Consider the following 20459-nt stretch of genomic DNA (forward strand, 5'->3'; position numbering starts at 1 on the left):
CCCTCGCCGCCACCGCCTACAACCTCAAACGCATCTACATCCTCCAGAAATCCCACTAAAACAGCTCCCATCCACACTCAACAATGAAATCCTCCAACAACGGCTCACTCATCCAGAGAGATGATGCCTCTCTCACACAGACTCTGAAGGCCCGCGTCTCCCACCCGATTCGAGCTTTGCTCGAATCGTTCACCTCAGGGCTCGTGCAATGGGCGTTTCCTCAACGAAAACGCCGTTGCACGCTCCTCCCGGGATTCCAACAACAGGGAAAATATTGCTAAACCGTCAGCTTGTAACCGGCGCCCTTGATGGTGAGCAAAAAACGAGGATAGCGTGGATCGGCCTCGATCTTCTTGCGCAAACCGGCTACGTGCACATCGACCGTACGGCTCAGCATGCCGCCATCGGCGGACCACACATTCTCCAACAGCTCTTCGCGGGTGACGACGTTGCCACGACGCTCGAGCAGATACTCAAGCAAGCGGAACTCTATCGGCGTAAGAACAACGGCGGCGCCCGCGCGAGAAACTTCATGCTGACGGAAATCGACGCGGATGTCGCCAAAAGACGCAATCTCCGGAGACGTTACCGATGATTGCGATCGACGAAGCAAGGCTTCGATGCGCGCCATCAGTTCGATGGGTTCACAGTTCTTCTGCACATAGTCGTCCGCTCCAAGCTTCAGGCCCAGGACACGATCGATCACCTCGCCCCTGGCAGTGAGCATAAGCACGGGCGCGGATACACCCTCACGTCGCAGATCGCGGCAGATGTCGAATCCGTTCTTACCCGGCAGCGAGACATCGAGCAGGATGAGATCAAACGGATGCGCGCAGCCAGCCTGATACCCTGCACTTCCGTTACTCTCCCACCTGACGTCATAGCTGTCCGCGCGCAAGCGGTCGATCACACCAATCGCGAAAGCGGGTTCGTCTTCGATGAACAGAATGCGAGTCATGCGGGTATTCTCAGCGTAAAGGTGCTGCCCTGTCCGGGAGTGCTTACCATCGTGACAGAACCGCCATGCGCCTCGGCGGCAGAGCGTACGAGGCTGAGGCCGATGCCTGAGCCCGGAGCACTCGCTTCTACGGCACTTCTGCCGCGGTAGAAGGGTTCGAACAGGCGTTCCTGATCGGAGTCCTCGATGCCCGGACCGTGGTCGGAGACATGAACAAGAATCACCCGTTCCTTCACGGAGTGTTCGACCCGGATGCCGATCCATCGCCCGCTCTTTGCATACTTGATGGCATTCGAAAGCAGATTGTCGATGGCAATGCGGAGCAGGCCGGCATCGCCGTGAACTGCGGGAAGTCCATGGGGAACGACCTGCTCGACATGAAACTGCTCACGAGCAAGCTCTTCCTTGTGCGCAGCGAGGGCGTCGACGATCACTGCTTCAACGTCGACAGACGTGCGCATTCTTGTGCCGAGGTGGGAGTGTATGCCGGCATACTGAAGCGTCTGCTCGATCATTTCGCTGAGCCGGCGTGATTGCTGGTGGATCAGCTCACCGTACTGCGAAACCTTGTCCGCACCTGACACTAGACCATCTGCCTGATTACGCGACAACATCGAGATGGACGACACCGGCGTGCGCAGTTCATGTGAGATCGCGGCAACGAACTGCATCCGCTGTTCGGCAACCTGCTGCATCCGGTGCGCGCCAATCACAAGCAGGACGATAGCTGCGCCAAGCAGCAGCTCCGCCGCGACACCAATCAGAAGATCCCGCCAACGTTCACGTCTGAAAGCTGCAGGAAGCGACATACCGCGATGTGCGATCTGCAACTCCCACATTCCGTCTCCCAACTGAGGAGGAAGACCTGGCGCTCTGCGATTGATCGTTCCGATCTCATAGTGCTGATAGAGGGAGATACCCTTGCCCGAAGTAGAAGGCGGACGCTTTGGCGCCGGCAGCAGACTCCGGAGCGGCACCGTGAAGAACGTCCGCCTGAGATCCGGAGTAACCCTCGGGCCATAGATCCGCTCGCTGTCGCGGTCCCGCGAGACGATCGCAAAATCATAGTCGTTGATGGAGGATTCGCCAAAAGTCTCCTGAAGAAGCGCCGGAACGAGCGTGCCCTTGATGAAGTCCTCGTTCAGCAACGCGACAAAGCAGCGGCCGCCACGTGATGTCCTGAGTACGATGCGGCTTCGGCCTGGGGCCGGCTCTTCACCGACAGGGTTGAACAGAGGCGACGTGATCGCAAGCGGCTGCGTGGAGATCAAACTCATGCAATCAACCGGCTTCATCCACTCTGGTGTCGATACCGCAGCGAAGGTACCGGAAGCATCCGCGCGCCGGACGCGGGGCTGCGAACCTGAAGTATCCAGAAGGTAGAGTTCCTGCAGAACCTTCGGCAAAGCGGGCAACGGCGCACCGGTTGACCATGCGGTCTGCGCATCGTTCTGAAGAAACCCGACGGCGTCCGCGATGTTCCGATTGAACCGCGTCACAAAAAGAGAAGCCGAAGCGTTAAGGTGTTCGCGCTCGCGTTGTATATCTGCAGCGGCCACGCGTTTCGACCATCGATACTGCACAACTGCGACGACGCCGAGCAGTATCGCCAACGTAACGCAAATGGCGATCAGAGTCCGGAAGCCGAAGCGTAGATGCATGGACGTGGATTCTAAAGCATTTTTCCCGTTGTTGGGTATCCCGGGAGAGGAGTGCAGCGGCGTTTTCATTGCGGTGCATAGCGGTGTTTTTCTCAATCCATCCGCTTGGGTGCCCCGTCCTCGCAACGCTAGGGCGGGTAAGGAAGCCACAACTCTTTCATCAGTCCCATCGACGAATCGTTCTGTCTTTGCCGGGAATCTGGGGTGTTCCCGAACCCGCCCTAGCGTTGCGAGGACGGGGCACCCAGGCGGGGAGGATGCATGACAAAGGCGGAAAACGCCCATCGATGCATAACCTCCGCACTGCACCTACAGGAGAATGCTCGAGGGCTTGTATGAAATACAAGGCCCGTCCTGCGGATGAATCACTTCATCGTTTGATTTGCCTGCCAGATTACGATGCCTCCGCGGATTGTATATAGAACATGGGTGAATGCCTCTGGACGGCCTGATGCCGGATCATCCGATAGAACCGTCAGATCGCCGCGCATTCCTAGCATCACTTTGCCTTCTCGCTGCGACAGATGAAACAGCGCCGCCGGAGCGGTCGTCAGCATCTCCAACACATCGCGAAAGGTAAATCCCGCGGCCATCAGCTGGCGAAACTCCTCGCCTTGATCGTAGTCGGCAAGAAACCCGGTGTCGGTGCCATAAACCAGGCGTCCGCCAAGCTGGTGGAATTGATAATCCAGCCCGCGAATCTTCGCGATATCACGGTCCTGGGAAAATAGCTTCAGGGTCGGACTGATTGTCATTTGCTGTGCGACCATGCGCTGCAAGACAGCTCCATCAATTCCGTTTACAGCCTCTGGCGTATGAGCCAGAACATCCACACCGGCATCGATCGCCACTTTCGTTCCTTCCATGTTCGACGAATGCGAAAAAACCAGCCCGCCGCTCTTATGTTCCTCCTCGGTAGCTGCTCGCGCGATCTCCACTTGCATGGGAGTGACTTGATTTGGACGAACGATTGAACCAGTGAAGAGCTTGAGGATGTCCGCTCCGGCAGCGTGGTTCTTGTCGACAAGCGCCTTTGCATCGGCGGCTGTCTCTGGTTGTCCCAGCTTTGCTTTCACATCTGCAGGAACGTCCGCTAAATAGAAAGGCAGCGCATGTACGGGATAGAGTGGGATGCCTGCGGTGAAGATGCGCGGACCGGAGACTTCGCCACTTTCTATCCGCTTCCGCAGTGCGACGGTATTCTCCACATCCGAACCTGTATCGACCACGGTCGTAAATCCCGAGTGGGTGAGCATCTCGCTCAACTGGCGAGTCAATCTCTCTGCGGGTAGATGTGCGGCATCGTTCCACTTTGGCTCCATAAAATGCACGTGCGCATTCCAGAACCCGGCGAGCACAACACACCCCTGGCAGGAAATCCTTTGCATCCCCTTAGGGATGCGCACATGCTCTCCTGCATCCGCAATCACACCGTTGTGGATCACGATCGTCATATGCCTGCGCAGAGGCGCCTCTGGCGAGCTATAAACAGCCGCGTCTTCAATTGCTAATTCCTGGGCCAGACCAACCGCACCCGGAATGAGCAGCAATAACGCAAGCCCAAACACTTTATTGCACAACCTTCCCACCGTCGAACCCCTCTCTACAGGTCACCGCACCTTACAAGCAAGCTGGCGCGCTTCCAGTTTCAAACCAAAGATATGGCCGCTTTCGATGTCCCATCGGTTATTCGAAACGCAGCGCGGTTATTGGATCCACCCTGGTGGCGCGTACTGCCGGAATCCATGTGGCCGCCAGGGCAACAATGCTGAGCAACAGCGGTGTCAGGAGAAATGCCAGTGGATCCCACTTCTCAACGCCGAAGAGAAAGCTGGCGAGGAATCGCGTCAGCCAGAAAGAAGCGGCGATTCCCGCTGCCACACCGATGATCGTGAGGATCATTCCCTGGCGGAGAACCATGTTGCGAAGGTGTGAGGTCTGCGCTCCCATCGCCATCCGTATCCCCAGCTCCTGCGTGCGCTGCTCCACGGAAAACGCCATCAAGCCGTAGATGCCTGCCGCGGCCAGCAACAGTCCGGATGCGCCGAACACGGTAAGCAGCAGCATGTTGAAGCGCTGCCGCGAAACCATCAGGCTATCGATCTCGTCCATGGTTCGGATGTGTGCTACGGGCAGCCCGCCGGTGGCCTCGCGTAGCGCCGACGTCACGGCCGCGACTACAGCATGTGGGTCGCTGTTCGTGCGCACGATCCACCAGAGCGGAGCGACACGCGAATTGAGCGCGGTCTCGCCATCAGGCATCTGTGCCAGAGGAATGTACATGGTCGGAAAGGGATCTTTATTGAGACCATCGTCGCGCGTGTCACCGACGATGCCAACAATCTCGCGAGGCGGCTCAGCGAACGGTCCCCCGAAGCCAGGTGCTTTCTGAATCCGATCCCGCAGCGGGTCGCCCTGCGGCCAGTACTGCTTCGCCATGGCCTCATTGATGAGAATCACTCCCGGAGCCGAGGCGTTATCGCGATCCGTGAACGTGCGGCCGCGTAGAAGAGGAATCGTCAAGGCCTTGAAATAGTTCGCCGAGACCGAGTAGTATCCCGCCCCTCCGGTGGCTGGGGCATTGCCTTTCGACCGCCCCACAATATCGAACGGCATTCCGAAGGCGCCCTGAAGCGGCAACCCATTCCCCGCGGCAGCTTCGACGACACCGGGGATTGCCTTGATGCGTTCCGTACCCTGGCGAATGATCTGATCCACCGGTGCGCTCGTCTGAAATCGGTCGCCACTGATCGACATGGCCATCGTCAAGGTGTTGTGTGTGTCAAACCCGGGATCGACACCTTGCAATTTGAGATATGTGCGGATCAGCAATGTCGAGCCAATCACCAGGACCAGTGCCAGCGCGATCTCAGTGATCACAAGCACTGACCGGAAATTCACGCTGCGGGAACCAGAACCGGTACGGCTGCTGCTCTCATTCAGACTCGCAACCAGATTGGTGCGCGAAGCGCTCACAGCAGGAACAAGGCCAAACAGTATCCCCGTAAGCACCGCAACACCCAAGGTGAAGAGCAGAACGCGCAGATCCAAAGCCAGCGCCGTGCCGTTTTCACCCACCCTGGGAAGACCGCCAGCATTCACGTTAAGCAACAGGCGAACACTGCCATAGCCGAGAAGCAGGCCAAGCAGGCCGCCGGACAACGACAGAAGAAGGCTCTCAGCCAGAAGCTGACGGATTATATGCCAGCGGCCCGCGCCAAGAGCCGCCCGTGTCGCAAATTCGCGTTGCCGGCCCGAGGCTTTGGCCAGCAGGATATTTGCCACATTCGCGCATGCAATCAGCAATACCAACCCAACCGCAGTAAGCAAAACCAGAAGCGGCGTGCGTGTATCGCCGATCATCGCCTCTTTCAGCGAGACAACTCCATAATGATTTTGCGGACGAATGGCAGTAGGCATCACGCGACGAAACTGATCGGAGGCGAGCTTGAGTTGCGCATTCGCCCGCTCAAGGGTTACGCCAGGCCGCAGACGTGCCGCCACTCTGAAATAGCGCGCCAGATCTACCGTATTAAGGTCGAACTGATACGGGATCCACAGGTCCGCCGGATTGTCGCTAACGAAGCTCGGTCCGATGATTCCCACCACAAGATAAGGAGTGTTATCGATCGGTATCGTTCGGCCGACGAGACTCGTATCACCGCCGAAGCGCTGTTTCCACAGGCCATAGCTGAGCACCACAACATTGCCGCCATGCGGACTGTCTTCCTCCTCCGTGAAGGTGCGGCCCGCGATCACCGGCGCGCCAAACAGCGTGAAGTAATCATGGGTGACATGGACTCCCTGCACCTGGATCGGATGATCTCCGCCGGTGAGATTCAGCCCGGCGCCGCCCGCATCATAGCCCGCCACATCGCGAAGCACTCCGGTCTGCTGACGCCAGAGGTTGAATTCAGGAACACTGGCTCCATCGAGCGTGCGTTGCGGAGTAAAGACAACCAGCCTCATCAGAGACTGCGGATCGGGATACGGCAGCGGCTGTAGCAGAACTGTATTCACGACCGAGAAGACCGCCGTGTTCACACCGATCCCAAGTGCGATCACAAGCAGAGCCACGATGGTGAGCCCTTTCGTCTTCCTGAGCGAGCGCCAGGCATCGCGGAGATCACGCAAGATACCGTCTGTCGTTGGCAGGGAACGATAGATCCACACACGTTCCCGTACTGTGCGCGGATTACCGAATCTCAGCCGGGCCTGCCGTCGCGCTTCAGCCTCCGGGAGACCGCGTGCGAGGTTGGTCTCTACTTCGTGTTCCAGATGCGAGTGGATCTCATCTGCCAGATCCCGGTCCTTGCTTTCGCGATTGAGGTAGCGCTGGAAACCCATACTCTTCCCTCCTAGCCGTTCGCTTCTCCAAGAATGAGGCCGATCGCGCGCGTCATCCTTCGCCAGCGGCCGGTTGCCGCCGCCAGCTCCTTACGGCCCTTCGCCGTCAGCCGGTAGAACTTCGCTTTTCGGTTGCTATCGCTCACACCCCACTCGGAAGAGACCAGTCCCCGATCCTCCAACCGGTGAAGTGCTGGATAGAGTGAGCCCTGCTCCACTTCAAGAGCGTTCTCCGACGTGCTCTCAATCGAGCGCGCAATGGTGTGCCCATGGGCGGGACCAAGGATCAGCGTGCGCAAGATAAGCAGGTCGAGCGTTCCCTGAAGAATCTCGCCCGCATCCGGTGTTTTATTCTTCGCCATGGCTCTCCACTCGAATGACTATGGGAGACCATAGTACTCCACTCGAATGTCTATGGGAAAAGAATTATTCTTCTTCCTGATGGTTCGTGCTGGGAGCATGCAAGACGCCGAAGCATCACCTGCCACGCAGGGCCAGGTCTTCGGCACATTGAATGATGAAGGGCTGAAGGCCCGCTCTATAGATTTCAGTAGAGGCAGGAGGACTCACCGCGAATTCCCTCAACTGGATTACTATGCTCAGGGGGCACCGAAACCGATACTGCTGCAAGGAGAACCGCATTGACACAGGAGAACTCGGCTATCGTTCGTCGCTTTGCAGAGGAAGTGATCACCCAGGGTCAGACCGAGCGAACCGTGGAGTTCGTCTGGGAGGATGTCGTTGAGCAAGTTCCTCTCCCTGGTCAAGGTCCGGGTCTGGAGGGTGTGAAGGACATTATCCGAGCCTTCCGCACCGGCTTCCCCGATCTCGTCTTCTCCGTTTTAGAGCAGATTGCGGAGGGAGAGAAGGTGGTAAGCCGCTTCGAATGGGCCGGGACACATCAAGGCGAATTCTTTGGAGTGCCGCCAACGGGGAGACAGGTCCGCGTATGGGGCGTCGTGATCGATCGCCTGGAAAAGGGCAGGATCAAGGACACCCGCATCCTCATGGATACGATGGGATTGATGACGCAGTTGGGCGTGATTCCAAGTCCAGGCGCATGAGCACGCAATCAGGGAGCCTTCCGTGAGTATTTTTCCTGTAGGTGTAGTGCAGGGCTTGTACATCTATGGGCGTTTTCCGCAATGAAAACGCCACTGCACGCTCCTCCCGGGATACCCAGCAACAGGAGAAATACTCTATGAGTGAGTTGCCAAAGATCGGCATTATCGGTGTGGGCACCATCGCGGAGGCGCTGACGAACGGCCTGTGTGGGTTCGGCGAACGGCGTGCCGAGATTCTGCTGTCTCCTCGCAACGAAGCCATTTCGGCGCGGCTTGCACTGCGGTATCCCGATGTCACGGTCGCTACCGATAATCAGGCCGTCGTGGACGGCAGCGAGATCGTCATGCTCGCGTTGCGGCCGCAGGTGACGGAGCTGGCCCTCGGCACGTTGCGCTTCCGGCCGGACCAGAAGATTGTCAGCCTGATCGCAACCTTCAGCGTCGAGCGGTTGTCCCCGCTGGTGGCGCCGGCGAATCAGATCTCCCGTCTAATCCCGCTGCCGCCGGTTGCAGGGCGGCAGGGGCCGCTGACGCTCTACACGCAGTCGGAGGAGATCGCACGGCTGCTCGACGGGCTGGGCCGTCTGATCCGAGTTGAAGAAGAAGCACACCTCGACCTGGTCAGCGCTGTCACCTCGCTGATGGGCACGTACTTCGGCATGATGGGAGCGGTAGACGACTGGCTGATCGAAGGTGGTTTCAAGCCAGAAGCATCGCGTGCCCTGGTGGGTGAGTTATTCTTCCTCCTCGCCCAGGCCGCGGAGAAGCGCTCCGAAGAACCGTTCAGCAGGCTCAGCCGGGAGTACTCGACGGCAGGCGGACTCAATGAGCAGGCGTGGCGCGAACTGCAAGCTGCAGGATGGTCCGGCCAGATTCAGGCGGCACTGGACCTGGTCCTGGACCGCATCTACGGCCGCGCGACCTTTGACACTCGACTTCCCCAGAACCGCGTTACCGCTGACTGATAGCAAAGCGACGTTAGAGCGTATCGACAAATTCCTCTTCACTGCGGAGTTATAGAGCGGGCCTTCAGCCCTTTAATATCTTGTGGGCACTGAAACCTGGGGCGTTGCCCCAGGCTGGTATAGAGCGCGCCTTCAGCGCTTAGACCCGCGGCCCCTCCTTTTGTCATCCTGAGCAAAGCGAAGGAACCGCTTCTAGCGGAGTTTCCTATCCCGGGTGCCCCACCCCGGGGTCCCCAACGAACTGTGTTCGTTGGGGTGAACGCTCGCAACGCTAGGGTGGGTTAGGAATACCCTAAATTCCTATCGAATGCTCTACAGCATGTGCCGCGCCCAGGTCTCCAGCCACAGGCGGGTGATCGATTTCCATGTTTCGTTGAAGTAGAGCCCCGTGGCCGTCAGGCCCACAACGATGACGAGTGAGGCTGCCCACAGGAACTGTTTCATGATCCGGTTACGTTTCCAGTCCCAGAGAAACATGAGAAGGATGAGGAACAGATTACCGCCCTCGTAAAACAGGTAGGTGCCGAGAAACGTAGCCGGTGCAGGCAGAAAGAGACCGGCCATTCTGGAAAACCCCGCATCGCTGATGCAGATGGTGGCCAGCATCAGGACGCGCCGATGGGCAGCGGTATTGCGGCGCATAAGTACGCCCCATGCCAGCAGCACGGCCATGCAAAAGACTCCGCTGAAGGCGATGGAAAGGAATTGGGGAGGCAGAGTGCCGGGAGTCGAAAGGTTCAACGCCTGCCAACTGAGCTCGGACCAGGGTGCAATCACAAGGACCAGAGCGGCGTAGCCGGCTGCAAACCACCCGAAACGGCGATGGAAGCCGACATTACCGGTTTCGACCATGAGCACAAGCCCGGTGGCAATCAGCAGCCAGACCGTAGTGAAGACAGCATGTACGTGGACGATCGTGGGGACCGCCGGTTGCTCATGGACATAGTTGTGCAGATCGAAGCCGAAGCCGACGCCTACGAAGATCCAGAACAGGGCAAGCCAGACCAGGGCAGCCTTGCGGTCTTCATGTGCGGGCCAGGACGCAGTGGAATGAATGTCCAACCGTTTTCTCCTTTTCGTGAGAGAACTTACAGCGGTGGAAATGTGATGGATGCGATGCCCCATTCTTGCAGATTGCGGCAATCCGCTCCAGCTTTTCCGAGGCTATTGGAGCGAAGCTCGAACGGGTGGGAGCATCTGGGACCCCGGGGGTGGGGCATAAGCAAATCTCGTCTTGACAATATATCCGTAACGGACATATTGTCGATCGCATGGGGAAGGTCGAGCACCGGCATTACCGGGCGTGGTATGCGATGCTGCTGCGGCTGTATCCACGGCGCTTCCGCGAGCGGTTCAGCGAGGAGATGGCGCAGACATTTGACGACCTGTGCCTGGAGCGCCGCAACGCCAATCGCGGACTGTTCAGGTTCGTACTGTGGATCTTTTTCGAGACGTCGGTGGGAGTCATTCGGGAGAACGCAACTCATATGACACAACTGAGCAAGACAATGCTGCGCGTGGCGCTGGTGGCGCTGTGCCTTTTGATGGTGCCGTTGGTGGCATCGCGAGTGGTACCGGGATGGAACTGGCCCCCACGTGCGTTTGTACTCGTGTATGTCCTGTTCTTCGCAACGGGGATGGCCTATGCGCTGATCGCGCGAAAAATGGGCTCGTGGGCGTATAAAGCGGGTGCTGGTTTGGCGCTGGCGGCTGGGTTCGTCCTGGGATGGTCCAACATGGTCCATGTCGCGGACTCGGAAAATCCGGCGAACCTCGCGTACTTCAGCGTGCTCGTGGTGGGAATTGTCGGAGCCTCGCTGGCACGCCTGCAGCCGCGAGGGTTGGCTCGCACACTGTTCGCCATGGCGGTGACACTCGCACTGATTGCAGCGCTGCTGCCTTCCGGCGCGCCACCCTACATGGCGCGGAATATGGTGATCGGGCATGTCATCCTGGTGGTGTTGTTCACCGCCTCAGGTCTACTGTTTCGGCGCGCGAGCCTGGCGGGATTGAAGGGCTGAAGGTCGGGGAACCCTGGCGCCGCTCCGCTGATGACAGCGGAATCGCACTAAGGATGCAATGCATCGTTCTGCGCAAAACCCTTCTCAAGTTCACTTCGTATTTCGGGAGTATCTTCCCGCACACCGCATGGTTCGAACCTGAGTGGCGAGTCCTTGGTCACAAGTTGATCCCTTCGATCATTTCCGACGGGAAACACGATGTATCGTCTTCCGGGAACCAGATGTTCCGCTTGCGGCGTTGCGATGTTGGGGTATGCACTTACGATAGCGTCAGGCAGCCAGGGAGCAGGCTCCTTGATAGAGCCGACAACCCGGACTTCTGCCAGCTCACGATCGTGCCCGCCTTCCTTCACGACCTTCGTAGAGAGAGCCTCGACGGCCAGAACATAGCGGGCATCCCGCGCCAGCGCCCAGACGGGAACATCGCAGGTCTTTTCCGGCAAAGAGTGTTGTTTCAGCTCGTCTTCTTTATAGAGATGCCAATCTTTGGCCGCGGGCAGTAAATCTTCAAGCTCCGCGCATGGCGCAAACCGGGTAAAGCAGGAAAAGTCATACGACGTCAGACGCTCGATCTCGGCTGGTGGGGTGTGGGTGGAGTAGTAAACAACTCCTATCTGGCAGTTGATCATGCAGCCCCCCGGCCTTCCTACTTTGTAGTACGGATGTTGGGCGAGATCCTCTGCGCCGCCAATATAAACGAACGGGTTCTCCAGTGTCCTGTGAAGTCGCTGGTAGCTCTCGGCGCCAATAGAGAGAGTCAGGTCGAAATCGCCTTCCCTTCTCATCCTCCTTCCTGGGACGCTGACGCCGATCGCGGTGCTTTCCCGCCAGATGGTCCCGTTGTGAACCGTGAAGGAGGCATTGAAGGCTGCTCCGCGGCCGCCTAACCACTGGTAGACATTGAATCGATCGTGCGTGAGAAGCCAGTCCAACCAGGCATGGCGTGGAACCCGCGGGTTATAAAAGGCGAGGCTGTCCATTTCGATGCTGTACTTGCAGCTTTCAGCCGTGCAGCTTCCGTCGTAATGGCCCCACCCGCCCCAGCGGTGCATCAACCGCTGCGCGTCTGTCCAGGTGCTCTGGTAGAGGCGAATCTGGTGCATATCGGCGGACAACCGCTCTGCACGCCAGCGCAAAGTTCGCTGCTGAATCTGCAAAGCCAAAGTCGCGATCAGCACCAGGGACAGAGCCACCGCGACCGTCAAGCGGACAATACGTACAGCCCACTCTCTAAGAGTCATATGTGAGTTAGACACCAAGGACAGTGAAAATGCTCCGGGTTTCCCGTGGGACCTGTCGAGTTCTGGATCAAACGCCGAATTGATTCAGATGATGATCGAGATGTTTATACCCCAGGGCTGCCCATTCATCAGGGGTCATGGGTCCGAAGAAGCAGTGCGGGTGCGTCGTACATCCGGCCGGTCCGCCTGCCGCAAAGCGGTCCACCCAATCGAGCAAACGTCGCTGCTCAGCAACAAGATCCTTGTCACCCTGCATGATCAGGCTCTTCTCCGTGGGCATATTCCGGCGAATCGGCGCATCGCCTAAAACAGACTTCTTCGCCATCTTTCCGACGATCCGCCCAACGAAGCTTCGCGGCGGGTTATTCAGCCCCGTGGCCTGTTCGAACCACGCGGAACAGTGCGCAAGCATCTGCGCCGGCGTCATCACGCCCCATTGTCTCTCGCTGTTCGGCCCTAGTTTTTCGATTCGTTGCTTGATTTCCATCACGGAAGAAGGTTCAAACAGGTTTTTCACGGATGCCTCGCAGGACTTTCAGTACTGGACAGTCCAGTACTATTCTTGGCGCAAGACTAGACCGTGCAGTACTGTATGTCAAGATGACAAGGTTTCAGCGAGGTGAAAATGGCGCGTGCTGAGTTGGTGAAGCGTGCTCGGTTGACGAATAAAGCCGAGGTGGCGGAGGAGACCGGCAACTCCGAAAGGAAGCGCAAAGCGATTCTTGAAGCCGCGATGAGTGTCTTTTTGAAGAGCGGATATCTCGGCGCCAGCATGGATGAGATTGCCGCAATCGCACAGGTATCGAAGCAGACGGTGTACAAACAGTTCTCCAGCAAAGAGGCCTTGTTTGTTGGGATTGTTACCAGCATGACCGGCACGGCGGGAGACACAGTCCACAACAACGTGCCTGAACTCACGGAGGGCGGTGACCTTTCGGAATACCTTCAGAGGTACGCCCTTCGACAGTTGACGGTGGTTCTTACGCCGCCCATCATGCAGTTGCGCCGCCTGGTGATCGGAGAGGTAAGCCGCTTTCCCGAGCTGGCGCGCGTCCTTTATGAGCGTGGACCGCAGCGCGCCATGGCGATCTTTGCCACGATCCTCACAGACCTCGCCGCACGCGGTCGGCTGAAGATTGACGATCCGAAGGCCGCAGCGTCGCATTTCAATTGGCTGGTGATGTCCGAGCCGCTGAATCGGGCGATGCTTCTGGGCGATGACGCGATCCCTAAGCCTGCAGCGCTTCGTCGTCATGTGGCGGAGAGTGTGCGTGTGTTTCTCGCCGCGTATGGGGCGAAGTGATATTTGGGCCGGGTTCATCAAACGTGATGGGTTAAGGCGCCAGATTCGTGTTGCCGATTGGCGGCTTTGGGGCTTAGGGCGTTATCGACATCGCCTTCATTGAGAACTATAGAGCGGGCCTTCAGCCCTTTAACATCTTGTAGACCCTGATACCTGGGGCGTTGCCCCAGGCTGGTATAGAGCGCGCCTTCAGCGCTTAGATATGTGACACCTTTTTGCTTTGTCATTTTCGGAGCATTCGTGGCCCCCGGCCAGCTCGCCGGCTGGGTGAGACGTAGCGGAGAAATCTGCTTCTTACTCATCTTCTCTGCCCGGGTGCCCCGCCCTCGCAACGCTAGGGTGGGCGAGGAACACCCCGAATTTATCGGTATGCCCTAACTCATTGAGATAGCGTGATCCCTCTAGTCGCTCTTGCGGCCGAGATTTAACGCGAGTACTATTCAAACAATTGTTTTAAACGATTGTTTCATTCACGATGGTCATCAAGAAAAAGGCGAAAAAGACGGCGCGGGCCAAAGCGGTTCGCCTAAACGAGGTAACAGAACGAGACGACGCGCGGTCACGACTGATCGAGGCGGCAATGGAGCTCTTTGCGGAGAAAGGCTACGAGGGGACGAGCGTGCGCGATCTCGCAACGGCGGCAGGTGTGAACGTAGCCGCTGTGAGCTATCACTTCGGGAGCAAGGATGCGCTCTATACCGAGACTCTGCGGGCGTGCCTGGCTCCCTGTGCCGAGATGCGCACGCGGATGCAGGCGCACCTCAATCTCGCGAAGCGGAAGAAAGGACACAAAGTAGCGGAAGATGCGCTGCGCGGTTGTATCCGCGATTTTCTGGAACTGCTGGTGTCGCCCGCAGCCAAGCACAGCCATCTGGTCATGCGGGAGCAGTCAGCAGCCAAGCCCCGGTTCGAGCCGGTCATACGAGAGTTTTTTGAGCCCGTAGGTACCATCCTGCACGAGGTGATCTTGATGCTGGCGCCTGGGCTTCCGCAGCCGACCGTGTTCATGACGATCTCGGGAATCATCGGGCAGTGTCTGCACATCTTCAAGGCACGGGCGTCCTACCGCGTGCTTGCGGGAGTTGATTCGCACAGCCCGGAGTACATCGAGATGGTGTCAAAACATATTGCACATTTCACCGCGCTTGGCCTGCTCGGGCTTGAGCGCGAGAAAAGGGGCTAGCTAGCCATGTGGCGGATTGCAATCAAGATGCTGATGGGCGACCGCAGCAAATATTTCACGCTGGTGAGCAGCCTGATTGTCGTTTCGTTTCTGTTTCTACAGCAGGGCTCGATCTTCTGTGGATTGATCCTGCGCACGGCCCGGCCCGTTGAGGTTGTCGGCGCGCCGATCTGGGTCAGCGATCCGCAACTGCGCAGCGTGGACGAGAGCAAACCGCTGCTCGATACCGATCTGCAGCGGATACGCAGCGTGCCGGGCGTGAAGTGGGCTGTGCCGCTGCTGTTGCAACTGGTCTCGGCGCATCTGCCGGATGGGAACTATCAGACGGTGCGGCTCTATGGCCTGGACAACGATACCTTTTTCGGCCGGCCGAGGATGATCTCAGGCAATGGGAAACTGCTGACGCAGGATCAGGCCGTGATTATCGGCAGAGCGGAATCGGAGAAGCTGAATAATCCCAAGCCCGGGCAGGTCTTCGAGATGAATGACAACCAGGCCCGCGTGGTCGGCATTGCCGATGTGCCGCGTGATTTCTTCTCCTATCCGTTTGTCTATGCCTCGTACGATCGCGCGCTGCAATATGCACCGCAGCAGCGCAAGCAGTTGAACTATGTGCTGGCTGCTCCGGCGGACGGAGTGTCGGTAAGCGAGGCAACGCGGCGCATTCGTCAGGCAACAGGCCTGGCGGCTTACTCCGAGCAGGAGTTCCGCTGGCTGACGATGGACTACTACATGAAGAACACCGGCATTCCGGCCAGTATCGGGATCTCGCTCGCGATGGTCTTTCTGGTGGGCATGTCGATTGTGGGGCAAACCTTTTATCAGTTCGCGCTGCAGAACGAGCGCTATTTCGGCGCACTGAAAGCGATGGGCACCAGCTCCATGACACTGACGAAGATGATTCTGCTGCAGGCGCTGCTGGTGGGGCTGGTGGGTTATGGCGCGGGTGCAGGGCTGGGCGGCATCTTCGGATTGATCGCAGGCGGGCAGGACAGCAAGATTGCCTTCGCTACGCCATGGCCCATGGTGGTGATCAGCTTTGTGGCGGTGATTGCGATCTGTCTGCTGTCGGCGCTGATCAGCATTCGCAAAGTAGTGAAACTCGAACCAGCGGTGGTGTTCCGTGGCTAATGGATGCGATACAGAAAACGGCACGCACGCAGCCTGCCTGCGTGGTGTGACCAGGCTGTTTGGCGTAGGCACGACGGAAGTGCATGCGCTGGACAACGTCGACTTCAACGTGCACACCGGAGAGTTGCTGCTGTTAGTAGGCCCATCGGGCTGCGGCAAGACAACGCTGCTGAGTGTGCTGGCGGGAATTCTGGATGCAACATCGGGTGACGTCGACGTCTTCGGGACACGCATCGATCAGCTTAGCCAGCAGGAGAAGACACAGTTCCGACGCGACAACATCGGGTTCATCTTTCAGCAGTACAACCTTCTGCCTACGTTAACAGCGGCGGAGAACGTCGCGATTCCGCTACTGATTCACAAGGTGGACTTCGAGGAAGCTGTAACGAAGGCGCGGGTGTATCTCGAAAAAGTGGGGCTGGCGGATCGTGCGGATTTCCTACCCTCGCAGCTCTCAGGTGGACAGCAGCAGCGCGTGGCCATTGCGCGCGCTCTGATTACCGAGCCGCGCCTGATTGTGTGTGACGAGCCGACAGCGGCGCTCGATGGAGAAACAGGAAAGATGATTCTCGAGATGTTTCGCTCGACGGCGCTGACAAACGACCGGGCCATCGTGGTGGTGACCCATGATAGCCGTATCTTTCCCTACGGTGATCGAATCGCCGAGATGCTGGATGGGCGGATTCTTTCCATTCACGAGAATGAATTTACGCCCGCTCATAGTAAGGAGAAAATTCAATGACGAAGTGGCTAAGCATAGTCGGTCCGTTGCTGGGATTGGTTTTGATTGCCGCGTGGGTCACGGCTTCGGCACGCCGCGTACCGCATGAGAAGGCTCTGGCTGCGCCACCCACGGCTCCGTATGAGAACTCGATTGCGGCAACAGGAATCGTCGAAGCCTCAGACCGCAACTACAATCTGGCGCCGCCGGTATCGGGGCAGTTGAGCATGCTGTATGTGAAGGAGAACGACATCGTCCACCGTGACGACAAGCTCTACACCATCGATGACCGCGAGCAGCGGACTGTTGTTGAGCAGGCGGAGGCAAATGTCGTAAAAACGCACGCAATGGTGCAGACGGCTCAGGCCGATATCCTGACGCAGCAGGCAAACGTGAACAGCGCTACGGCTGCTGTGGATACGGCGAAGGCTACGTATGACGATGCTGCCCAGATTGCCGAACGCAATGAAGGGCTGCATCAGGGTGGGGTTATCTCCGACCAGGCAAACATGACCAGCGCGAAGACGCGTGATGCCGATCGAGCCCGGTGGCAACAGTCCGCGGCCCAGTTGAAGCAGGCTGAAGCGCAGTTGCACAATGCCGAGGCTGCGCTCTCGGAGCAACAGGCGAACCTGCAGACGATGATCGCCACGCGCAACCAGCAGAAAGTTCTGCTCGACAAGATGACGGTACGCGCTCCCGCGGACGGAAAGATCCTGCAGATCAATAACCGCGTGGGTGAATATCTCTCCAGTACGTCCGGCACATCCCCTGTACTGTTCGGCGACACGGACTCTCTGATGGTGCGCGTCGATGTGGATGAGATCAACGCCTCGCATGTGCTTCCTGGCTCGACCGCAACCGCCATGCTGAAAGGCGATTCGACGCGACAGTTCCCCATGCAGTTTGTCCGCATCGTGCCTTACATGGTGCCCAAGCAGAACCTGACGGGCTCTAATTCCGAGCGCGTCGATGTGCGCGTGTTGCAGATGGAGTTTCGCTTTGAGCCGCCGCAATTCCCTGTCTATGTGGGACAGCAGGTGGATGTCTTCATCCACGCGCAGGAGCAGGCTTCGAGATGATCGCCAGATGTGGCTTCTTAGAAGTTTTCGTCATAAAGTTGTCATCCTGAACGTTCGGAGTCCCCAGCGGACTTCTTCGCTGGGGTGATTCGTGAAGGACCTGCTTTTCAACGCTGCACGTAGTGCAGTGAGTTCGCACCAAGGGTGCGAATGCTTTGCTTAAGGGGACGGCTTCAGCCGTCCCGTAGTGACATCAGCAAAGAACGCGGCTTTAGCCGCTGAGGTCAATCATTCAGAGCACGTACCTCAGCGGCTAAAGCCGCAAATCTTTCAAACCCTGATTCGGCACGGCTGAAGCCGTGCCCTTAAGCAAGACAATCGCGCGTAGCGCGATAGTCGATTCTCCGCGGTGAGACCGTGAAGAATCAATAACCAAGCTGCTTCCTGCTCGCCTTTTCCTGCCGCGTGCTCCACCGGGGGTGCTCAGCGAACTGTGTTCGTTGGGGGTAAACCCTCGCACCACTAGGGTTGGCGAAGAACACCGGTGCATAATTTGTGGATATGAACAGTCGAGAGTTTCTTGACGCTCCGCCGAATGAAGTGCCCGTTCGAGGGTACCTGCACCTCCCCACTCATCCCGGTGGTGATTGCCTAATCCTGACGCACGGCGCCGGAGCGAACTGCAACGCTCCACTTCTCGTGGCGTTGGCGGATGCGTTCTGCGCCTCGGGGATAACTGTCCTTCGCTGTGATCTCCCCTTCCGGCAGTCGCGGCCGCATGGGCCTCCACCTCGTGGCAGTGCGGAGCGTGACCAGCAAGGATTGCGAGCCGCAGTTGCCTCCATGCGGCGACAGGGTACGGGCCGTATCTTTCTTGGCGGTCATTCGTATGGAGGAAGGCAGGCGTCGATGCTCGCTGCGGCTGAATCCGGTCTTGTAGAGAAGCTCCTGCTACTCTCATATCCGCTCCACCCTCCACAACGGCCCAGTGAGTTACGTACCGGCCACTTCCTGGATCTCAAAACTCCCGCGCTCTTCGTTCATGGCGTGCGTGACGGATTCGCGTCCACCGACGAGATGACAGCAGCACTAAAACTTATTCCGGCACGGACTGAACTGTTTTCGATTGCCACCGCGGGGCATGAACTCCTGACGAAGAAGAATCATGATGATCTGCCCAAGAAGGTCGTTCAGGCGTTCCGGTCTTTTGCTTACAACGAGGTTGCTTGATCAGTCCCATTGTTTGTCGCCGTGATGGCTCGACGATCTCGGTTGGGTGAGATTCCCCGCCGATTTCCGGCGAAAAGTGACAATGCCTTGACAATCCGCAGAACGGCCGGGGACTAGCATTGCTCGCTCGATAAACCTATCGATGACGTGTGGCGATTTCACTTGAGGAGGACATGTATATGTCAAGTGGAAGGAAGACGCATTTCAGGCGGATTGCAGCGGCAGTGGGGTTCCTGGTGTTCATCTCCGCCATGACTCAAGCGGCTGCTCAAACATCTTACAAGCGCACGAATCTGGTCTCGGATATCCCCGGTGTTGCTAACTTTGCCGATCCAAACCTGGTCAACCCGTGGGGGATTGTCAACGCCGGCAGCGCCGGGCCCATCTGGATCGCCGACAATGGCACCGGGCTTTCTCCGGTGTACAACGGGGAGGGCGTGGCAACTCCGGCAGCTTCTCCGCTTGTAGTAACTATCCCCACGCCGCCCAATAGCCCGGCCGGTGCGGTCGCCGCGCCGACGGGCATCGTGTTCAACAGTACAGCTAGTTTTGTCGTTTCCGCCGACGGAAGCTCAGGCGCGAGCCGTTTCATCTTCGCTACGGAAGAAGGCACCCTAAGCGGATGGAACTCCACGGTGGACCGCACTCACGCGATCCTGGCTGTGAACAATTCAGGCCCAGGCCGCAGCGCGGGTCGCACCGGGCTTGGGGCCGTCTACAAGGGTCTGGCAATCGGCAACAACGGCTCCGGAGACTTTCTTTATGCGACCAACTTCCGCAATGGCGTAGTCGAAATGTACGACGCGCACTTTCAACTTGTGAAATCGTTCACGGATAGCGAGATTCCCAGCGGATTCGCGCCGTTCGGCATTCGCAACATCGACGGCAAGTTATTCGTGACCTATGCAAAACAGGACGCAAAACGCCATGACGACGTGAAAGGACCAGGCAATGGATTCATCGATATCTTCGACCTGAATGGCAATCTGCAGAGCAGGTTTGCCGCCAATGGAATGCTGAACTCACCGTGGGGGTTGGCGGTTGCTCCCATTAATTTCGGCGCATTCAGCGGTCTATTGCTGGTCGGCAACTTCGGAGACGGCAGGATCAACGCCTTCAGTCTGAGCACGGGCAACTTTCTCGGCCAGTTGCAGGACACATTCGGAAGCCCCATGACAATCAATGGCCTGTGGGGATTGAACTTCGGGAACGGCGCCTCTCAGGCCCCGGCAACGACGCTCTTCTTTACTGCTGGTATCGGTGATGAAAGTCACGGCTTGTTCGGAGCTATTACTACGCCGTGAGAAGTGGGCGTGTGCGCCCAGTCGCATTAGGTTCAAGTGTTCACTTTTCCGGTAAGTGGACACTTGAGTAGCGCTGTTATCGTTATTGCCATGCTGTTTTCGCAACATAGGTGCGAAATGTTTTGCTTAAGGGCACGGCTTCAGCCGTGCCGTATCGATCGGTACAGACCGGGCAGATGGGTAACAGATTAGACCGGGGACATAGGTAACACTTTCGCGAGGTCGAGCGGAGGCGTGTAGAAGTCTGGCATGCCTTGGAGAGCGAGCGGAGTGTTGGAAGAGCGTGCCCGGTTTGCAGTGGAGTGGGA

The 20459-nt window shown here is 58.0% G+C and carries 18 protein-coding genes; 10 read left to right on the forward strand and 8 right to left on the reverse strand.

The window, feature by feature from the left end; genetic code table 11:
• Window positions 1-277 precede the first annotated feature (277 nt).
• The 5 genes from AB4Y89_RS23635 to AB4Y89_RS23655 form a co-directional block, all read right to left on the reverse strand.
• Window positions 278-958 (reverse strand): response regulator transcription factor, encoded by a 681-nt coding sequence (locus tag AB4Y89_RS23635; protein ID WP_442303406.1) that lies wholly within the window; start codon window positions 956-958, stop codon window positions 278-280.
• Entirely contained in the window at window positions 955-2619 is a 1665-nt protein-coding gene (locus tag AB4Y89_RS23640; RefSeq protein ID WP_442303407.1) for a sensor histidine kinase, read from the reverse strand. The genes AB4Y89_RS23635 and AB4Y89_RS23640 overlap by 4 nt, the downstream gene beginning before the upstream one ends.
• Before the next feature lie 365 nt (window positions 2620-2984).
• Window positions 2985-4199, reverse strand: a complete 1215-nt coding sequence (locus AB4Y89_RS23645; RefSeq protein WP_442303408.1) for an amidohydrolase family protein — start codon at window positions 4197-4199, stop codon at window positions 2985-2987.
• Window positions 4200-4305: 106 nt separating this feature from the next.
• On the reverse strand, window positions 4306-6966 hold the full coding sequence (locus AB4Y89_RS23650) for an ADOP family duplicated permease (RefSeq protein WP_442303409.1): 2661 nt from the start codon (window positions 6964-6966) through the stop codon (window positions 4306-4308).
• Window positions 6967-6977: 11 nt separating this feature from the next.
• Window positions 6978-7328 carry a PadR family transcriptional regulator gene (locus AB4Y89_RS23655; RefSeq protein WP_442303410.1) on the reverse strand — a complete coding sequence of 117 codons (351 nt, stop codon included), beginning with the start codon at window positions 7326-7328 and terminating at the stop codon, window positions 6978-6980.
• 279 nt (window positions 7329-7607) lie between these two features.
• Between AB4Y89_RS23655 and AB4Y89_RS23660 the strand changes: the two genes are divergently transcribed.
• Window positions 7608-8030, forward strand: coding sequence for an ester cyclase (locus AB4Y89_RS23660; protein WP_442303411.1), 423 nt, complete (start codon window positions 7608-7610; stop codon window positions 8028-8030).
• 137 nt (window positions 8031-8167) lie between these two features.
• Complete coding sequence (locus AB4Y89_RS23665; RefSeq protein WP_442303412.1) at window positions 8168-8995, forward strand: NAD(P)-binding domain-containing protein; 828 nt, start codon at window positions 8168-8170, stop codon at window positions 8993-8995.
• A 312-nt stretch (window positions 8996-9307) separates the two neighbouring features.
• Here the strand turns inward: AB4Y89_RS23665 and AB4Y89_RS23670 are convergent, their stop codons facing one another.
• Entirely contained in the window at window positions 9308-10057 is a 750-nt protein-coding gene (locus AB4Y89_RS23670; protein ID WP_442303413.1) for a hypothetical protein, read from the reverse strand.
• Between the two features lie 209 nt (window positions 10058-10266).
• On the opposite strand from AB4Y89_RS23670, the gene AB4Y89_RS23675 reads away from it, so the two are divergent.
• On the forward strand, window positions 10267-11016 hold the full coding sequence (locus AB4Y89_RS23675; RefSeq protein ID WP_442303414.1) for a hypothetical protein: 750 nt from the start codon (window positions 10267-10269) through the stop codon (window positions 11014-11016).
• A gap of 47 nt (window positions 11017-11063) precedes the next feature.
• Here AB4Y89_RS23675 and AB4Y89_RS23680 read toward each other — a convergent pair whose 3' ends face one another.
• Both AB4Y89_RS23680 and AB4Y89_RS23685 read right to left on the reverse strand, forming a co-directional pair.
• Window positions 11064-12257, reverse strand: coding sequence for a hypothetical protein (locus AB4Y89_RS23680; RefSeq protein ID WP_442303415.1), 1194 nt, complete (start codon window positions 12255-12257; stop codon window positions 11064-11066).
• Between the two features lie 67 nt (window positions 12258-12324).
• Window positions 12325-12774 (reverse strand): DinB family protein, encoded by a 450-nt coding sequence (locus tag AB4Y89_RS23685; RefSeq protein WP_442303416.1) that lies wholly within the window; start codon window positions 12772-12774, stop codon window positions 12325-12327.
• Window positions 12775-12882: 108 nt separating this feature from the next.
• Between AB4Y89_RS23685 and AB4Y89_RS23690 the strand changes: the two genes are divergently transcribed.
• The 7 genes from AB4Y89_RS23690 (at window position 12883) to AB4Y89_RS23720 (ending at window position 20151) form a co-directional block, all read left to right on the forward strand.
• Window positions 12883-13560: a TetR/AcrR family transcriptional regulator gene (locus AB4Y89_RS23690; protein WP_442303417.1), complete on the forward strand. Its 678-nt coding sequence runs from the start codon at window positions 12883-12885 to the stop codon at window positions 13558-13560.
• 475 nt (window positions 13561-14035) lie between these two features.
• Window positions 14036-14743: a CerR family C-terminal domain-containing protein gene (locus AB4Y89_RS23695; RefSeq protein WP_442303418.1), complete on the forward strand. Its 708-nt coding sequence runs from the start codon at window positions 14036-14038 to the stop codon at window positions 14741-14743.
• A 6-nt stretch (window positions 14744-14749) separates the two neighbouring features.
• A complete protein-coding gene (locus AB4Y89_RS23700) occupies window positions 14750-15874 on the forward strand; it encodes an ABC transporter permease (RefSeq protein ID WP_442303419.1) in 1125 nt (374 codons plus the stop codon).
• Entirely contained in the window at window positions 15867-16616 is a 750-nt protein-coding gene (locus tag AB4Y89_RS23705) for an ABC transporter ATP-binding protein (protein WP_442303420.1), read from the forward strand. Before AB4Y89_RS23700 ends, AB4Y89_RS23705 begins: the two co-directional genes overlap by 8 nt.
• Window positions 16613-17677, forward strand: a complete 1065-nt coding sequence (locus AB4Y89_RS23710; RefSeq protein ID WP_442303421.1) for an HlyD family secretion protein — start codon at window positions 16613-16615, stop codon at window positions 17675-17677. Before AB4Y89_RS23705 ends, AB4Y89_RS23710 begins: the two co-directional genes overlap by 4 nt.
• A gap of 501 nt (window positions 17678-18178) precedes the next feature.
• Complete coding sequence (locus tag AB4Y89_RS23715; RefSeq protein WP_442303422.1) at window positions 18179-18847, forward strand: alpha/beta hydrolase family protein; 669 nt, start codon at window positions 18179-18181, stop codon at window positions 18845-18847.
• Window positions 18848-19026: 179 nt separating this feature from the next.
• Entirely contained in the window at window positions 19027-20151 is a 1125-nt protein-coding gene (locus tag AB4Y89_RS23720) for a TIGR03118 family protein (protein ID WP_442303423.1), read from the forward strand.
• The last annotated feature ends 308 nt before the right edge of the window (window positions 20152-20459 follow it).

The organism is Terriglobus sp. 2YAB30_2 (assembly GCF_052114765.1).
Lineage (GTDB): Bacteria > Acidobacteriota > Terriglobia > Terriglobales > Acidobacteriaceae > Terriglobus.

Bases quoted from the DNA above. Each gene is read 5' to 3' on its own strand.
- AB4Y89_RS23635 (WP_442303406.1), bottom strand. From the start codon at position 958: ATGACTCGCATTCTGTTCATCGAAGACGAACCCGCTTTCGCGATTGGT.
- AB4Y89_RS23640 (WP_442303407.1), bottom strand. From the start codon at position 2,619: ATGCATCTACGCTTCGGCTTCCGGACTCTGATCGCCATTTGCGTTACG.
- AB4Y89_RS23650 (WP_442303409.1), bottom strand. From the start codon at position 6,966: ATGGGTTTCCAGCGCTACCTCAATCGCGAAAGCAAGGACCGGGATCTG.
- AB4Y89_RS23655 (WP_442303410.1), bottom strand. From the start codon at position 7,328: ATGGCGAAGAATAAAACACCGGATGCGGGCGAGATTCTTCAGGGAACG.
- AB4Y89_RS23665 (WP_442303412.1), top strand. From the start codon at position 8,168: ATGAGTGAGTTGCCAAAGATCGGCATTATCGGTGTGGGCACCATCGCG.
- AB4Y89_RS23675 (WP_442303414.1), top strand. From the start codon at position 10,267: ATGGGGAAGGTCGAGCACCGGCATTACCGGGCGTGGTATGCGATGCTG.
- AB4Y89_RS23680 (WP_442303415.1), bottom strand. From the start codon at position 12,257: ATGACTCTTAGAGAGTGGGCTGTACGTATTGTCCGCTTGACGGTCGCG.
- AB4Y89_RS23690 (WP_442303417.1), top strand. From the start codon at position 12,883: ATGGCGCGTGCTGAGTTGGTGAAGCGTGCTCGGTTGACGAATAAAGCC.
- AB4Y89_RS23695 (WP_442303418.1), top strand. From the start codon at position 14,036: ATGGTCATCAAGAAAAAGGCGAAAAAGACGGCGCGGGCCAAAGCGGTT.
- AB4Y89_RS23700 (WP_442303419.1), top strand. From the start codon at position 14,750: ATGTGGCGGATTGCAATCAAGATGCTGATGGGCGACCGCAGCAAATAT.
- AB4Y89_RS23710 (WP_442303421.1), top strand. From the start codon at position 16,613: ATGACGAAGTGGCTAAGCATAGTCGGTCCGTTGCTGGGATTGGTTTTG.
- AB4Y89_RS23715 (WP_442303422.1), top strand. From the start codon at position 18,179: ATGAACAGTCGAGAGTTTCTTGACGCTCCGCCGAATGAAGTGCCCGTT.
- AB4Y89_RS23720 (WP_442303423.1), top strand. From the start codon at position 19,027: ATGTCAAGTGGAAGGAAGACGCATTTCAGGCGGATTGCAGCGGCAGTG.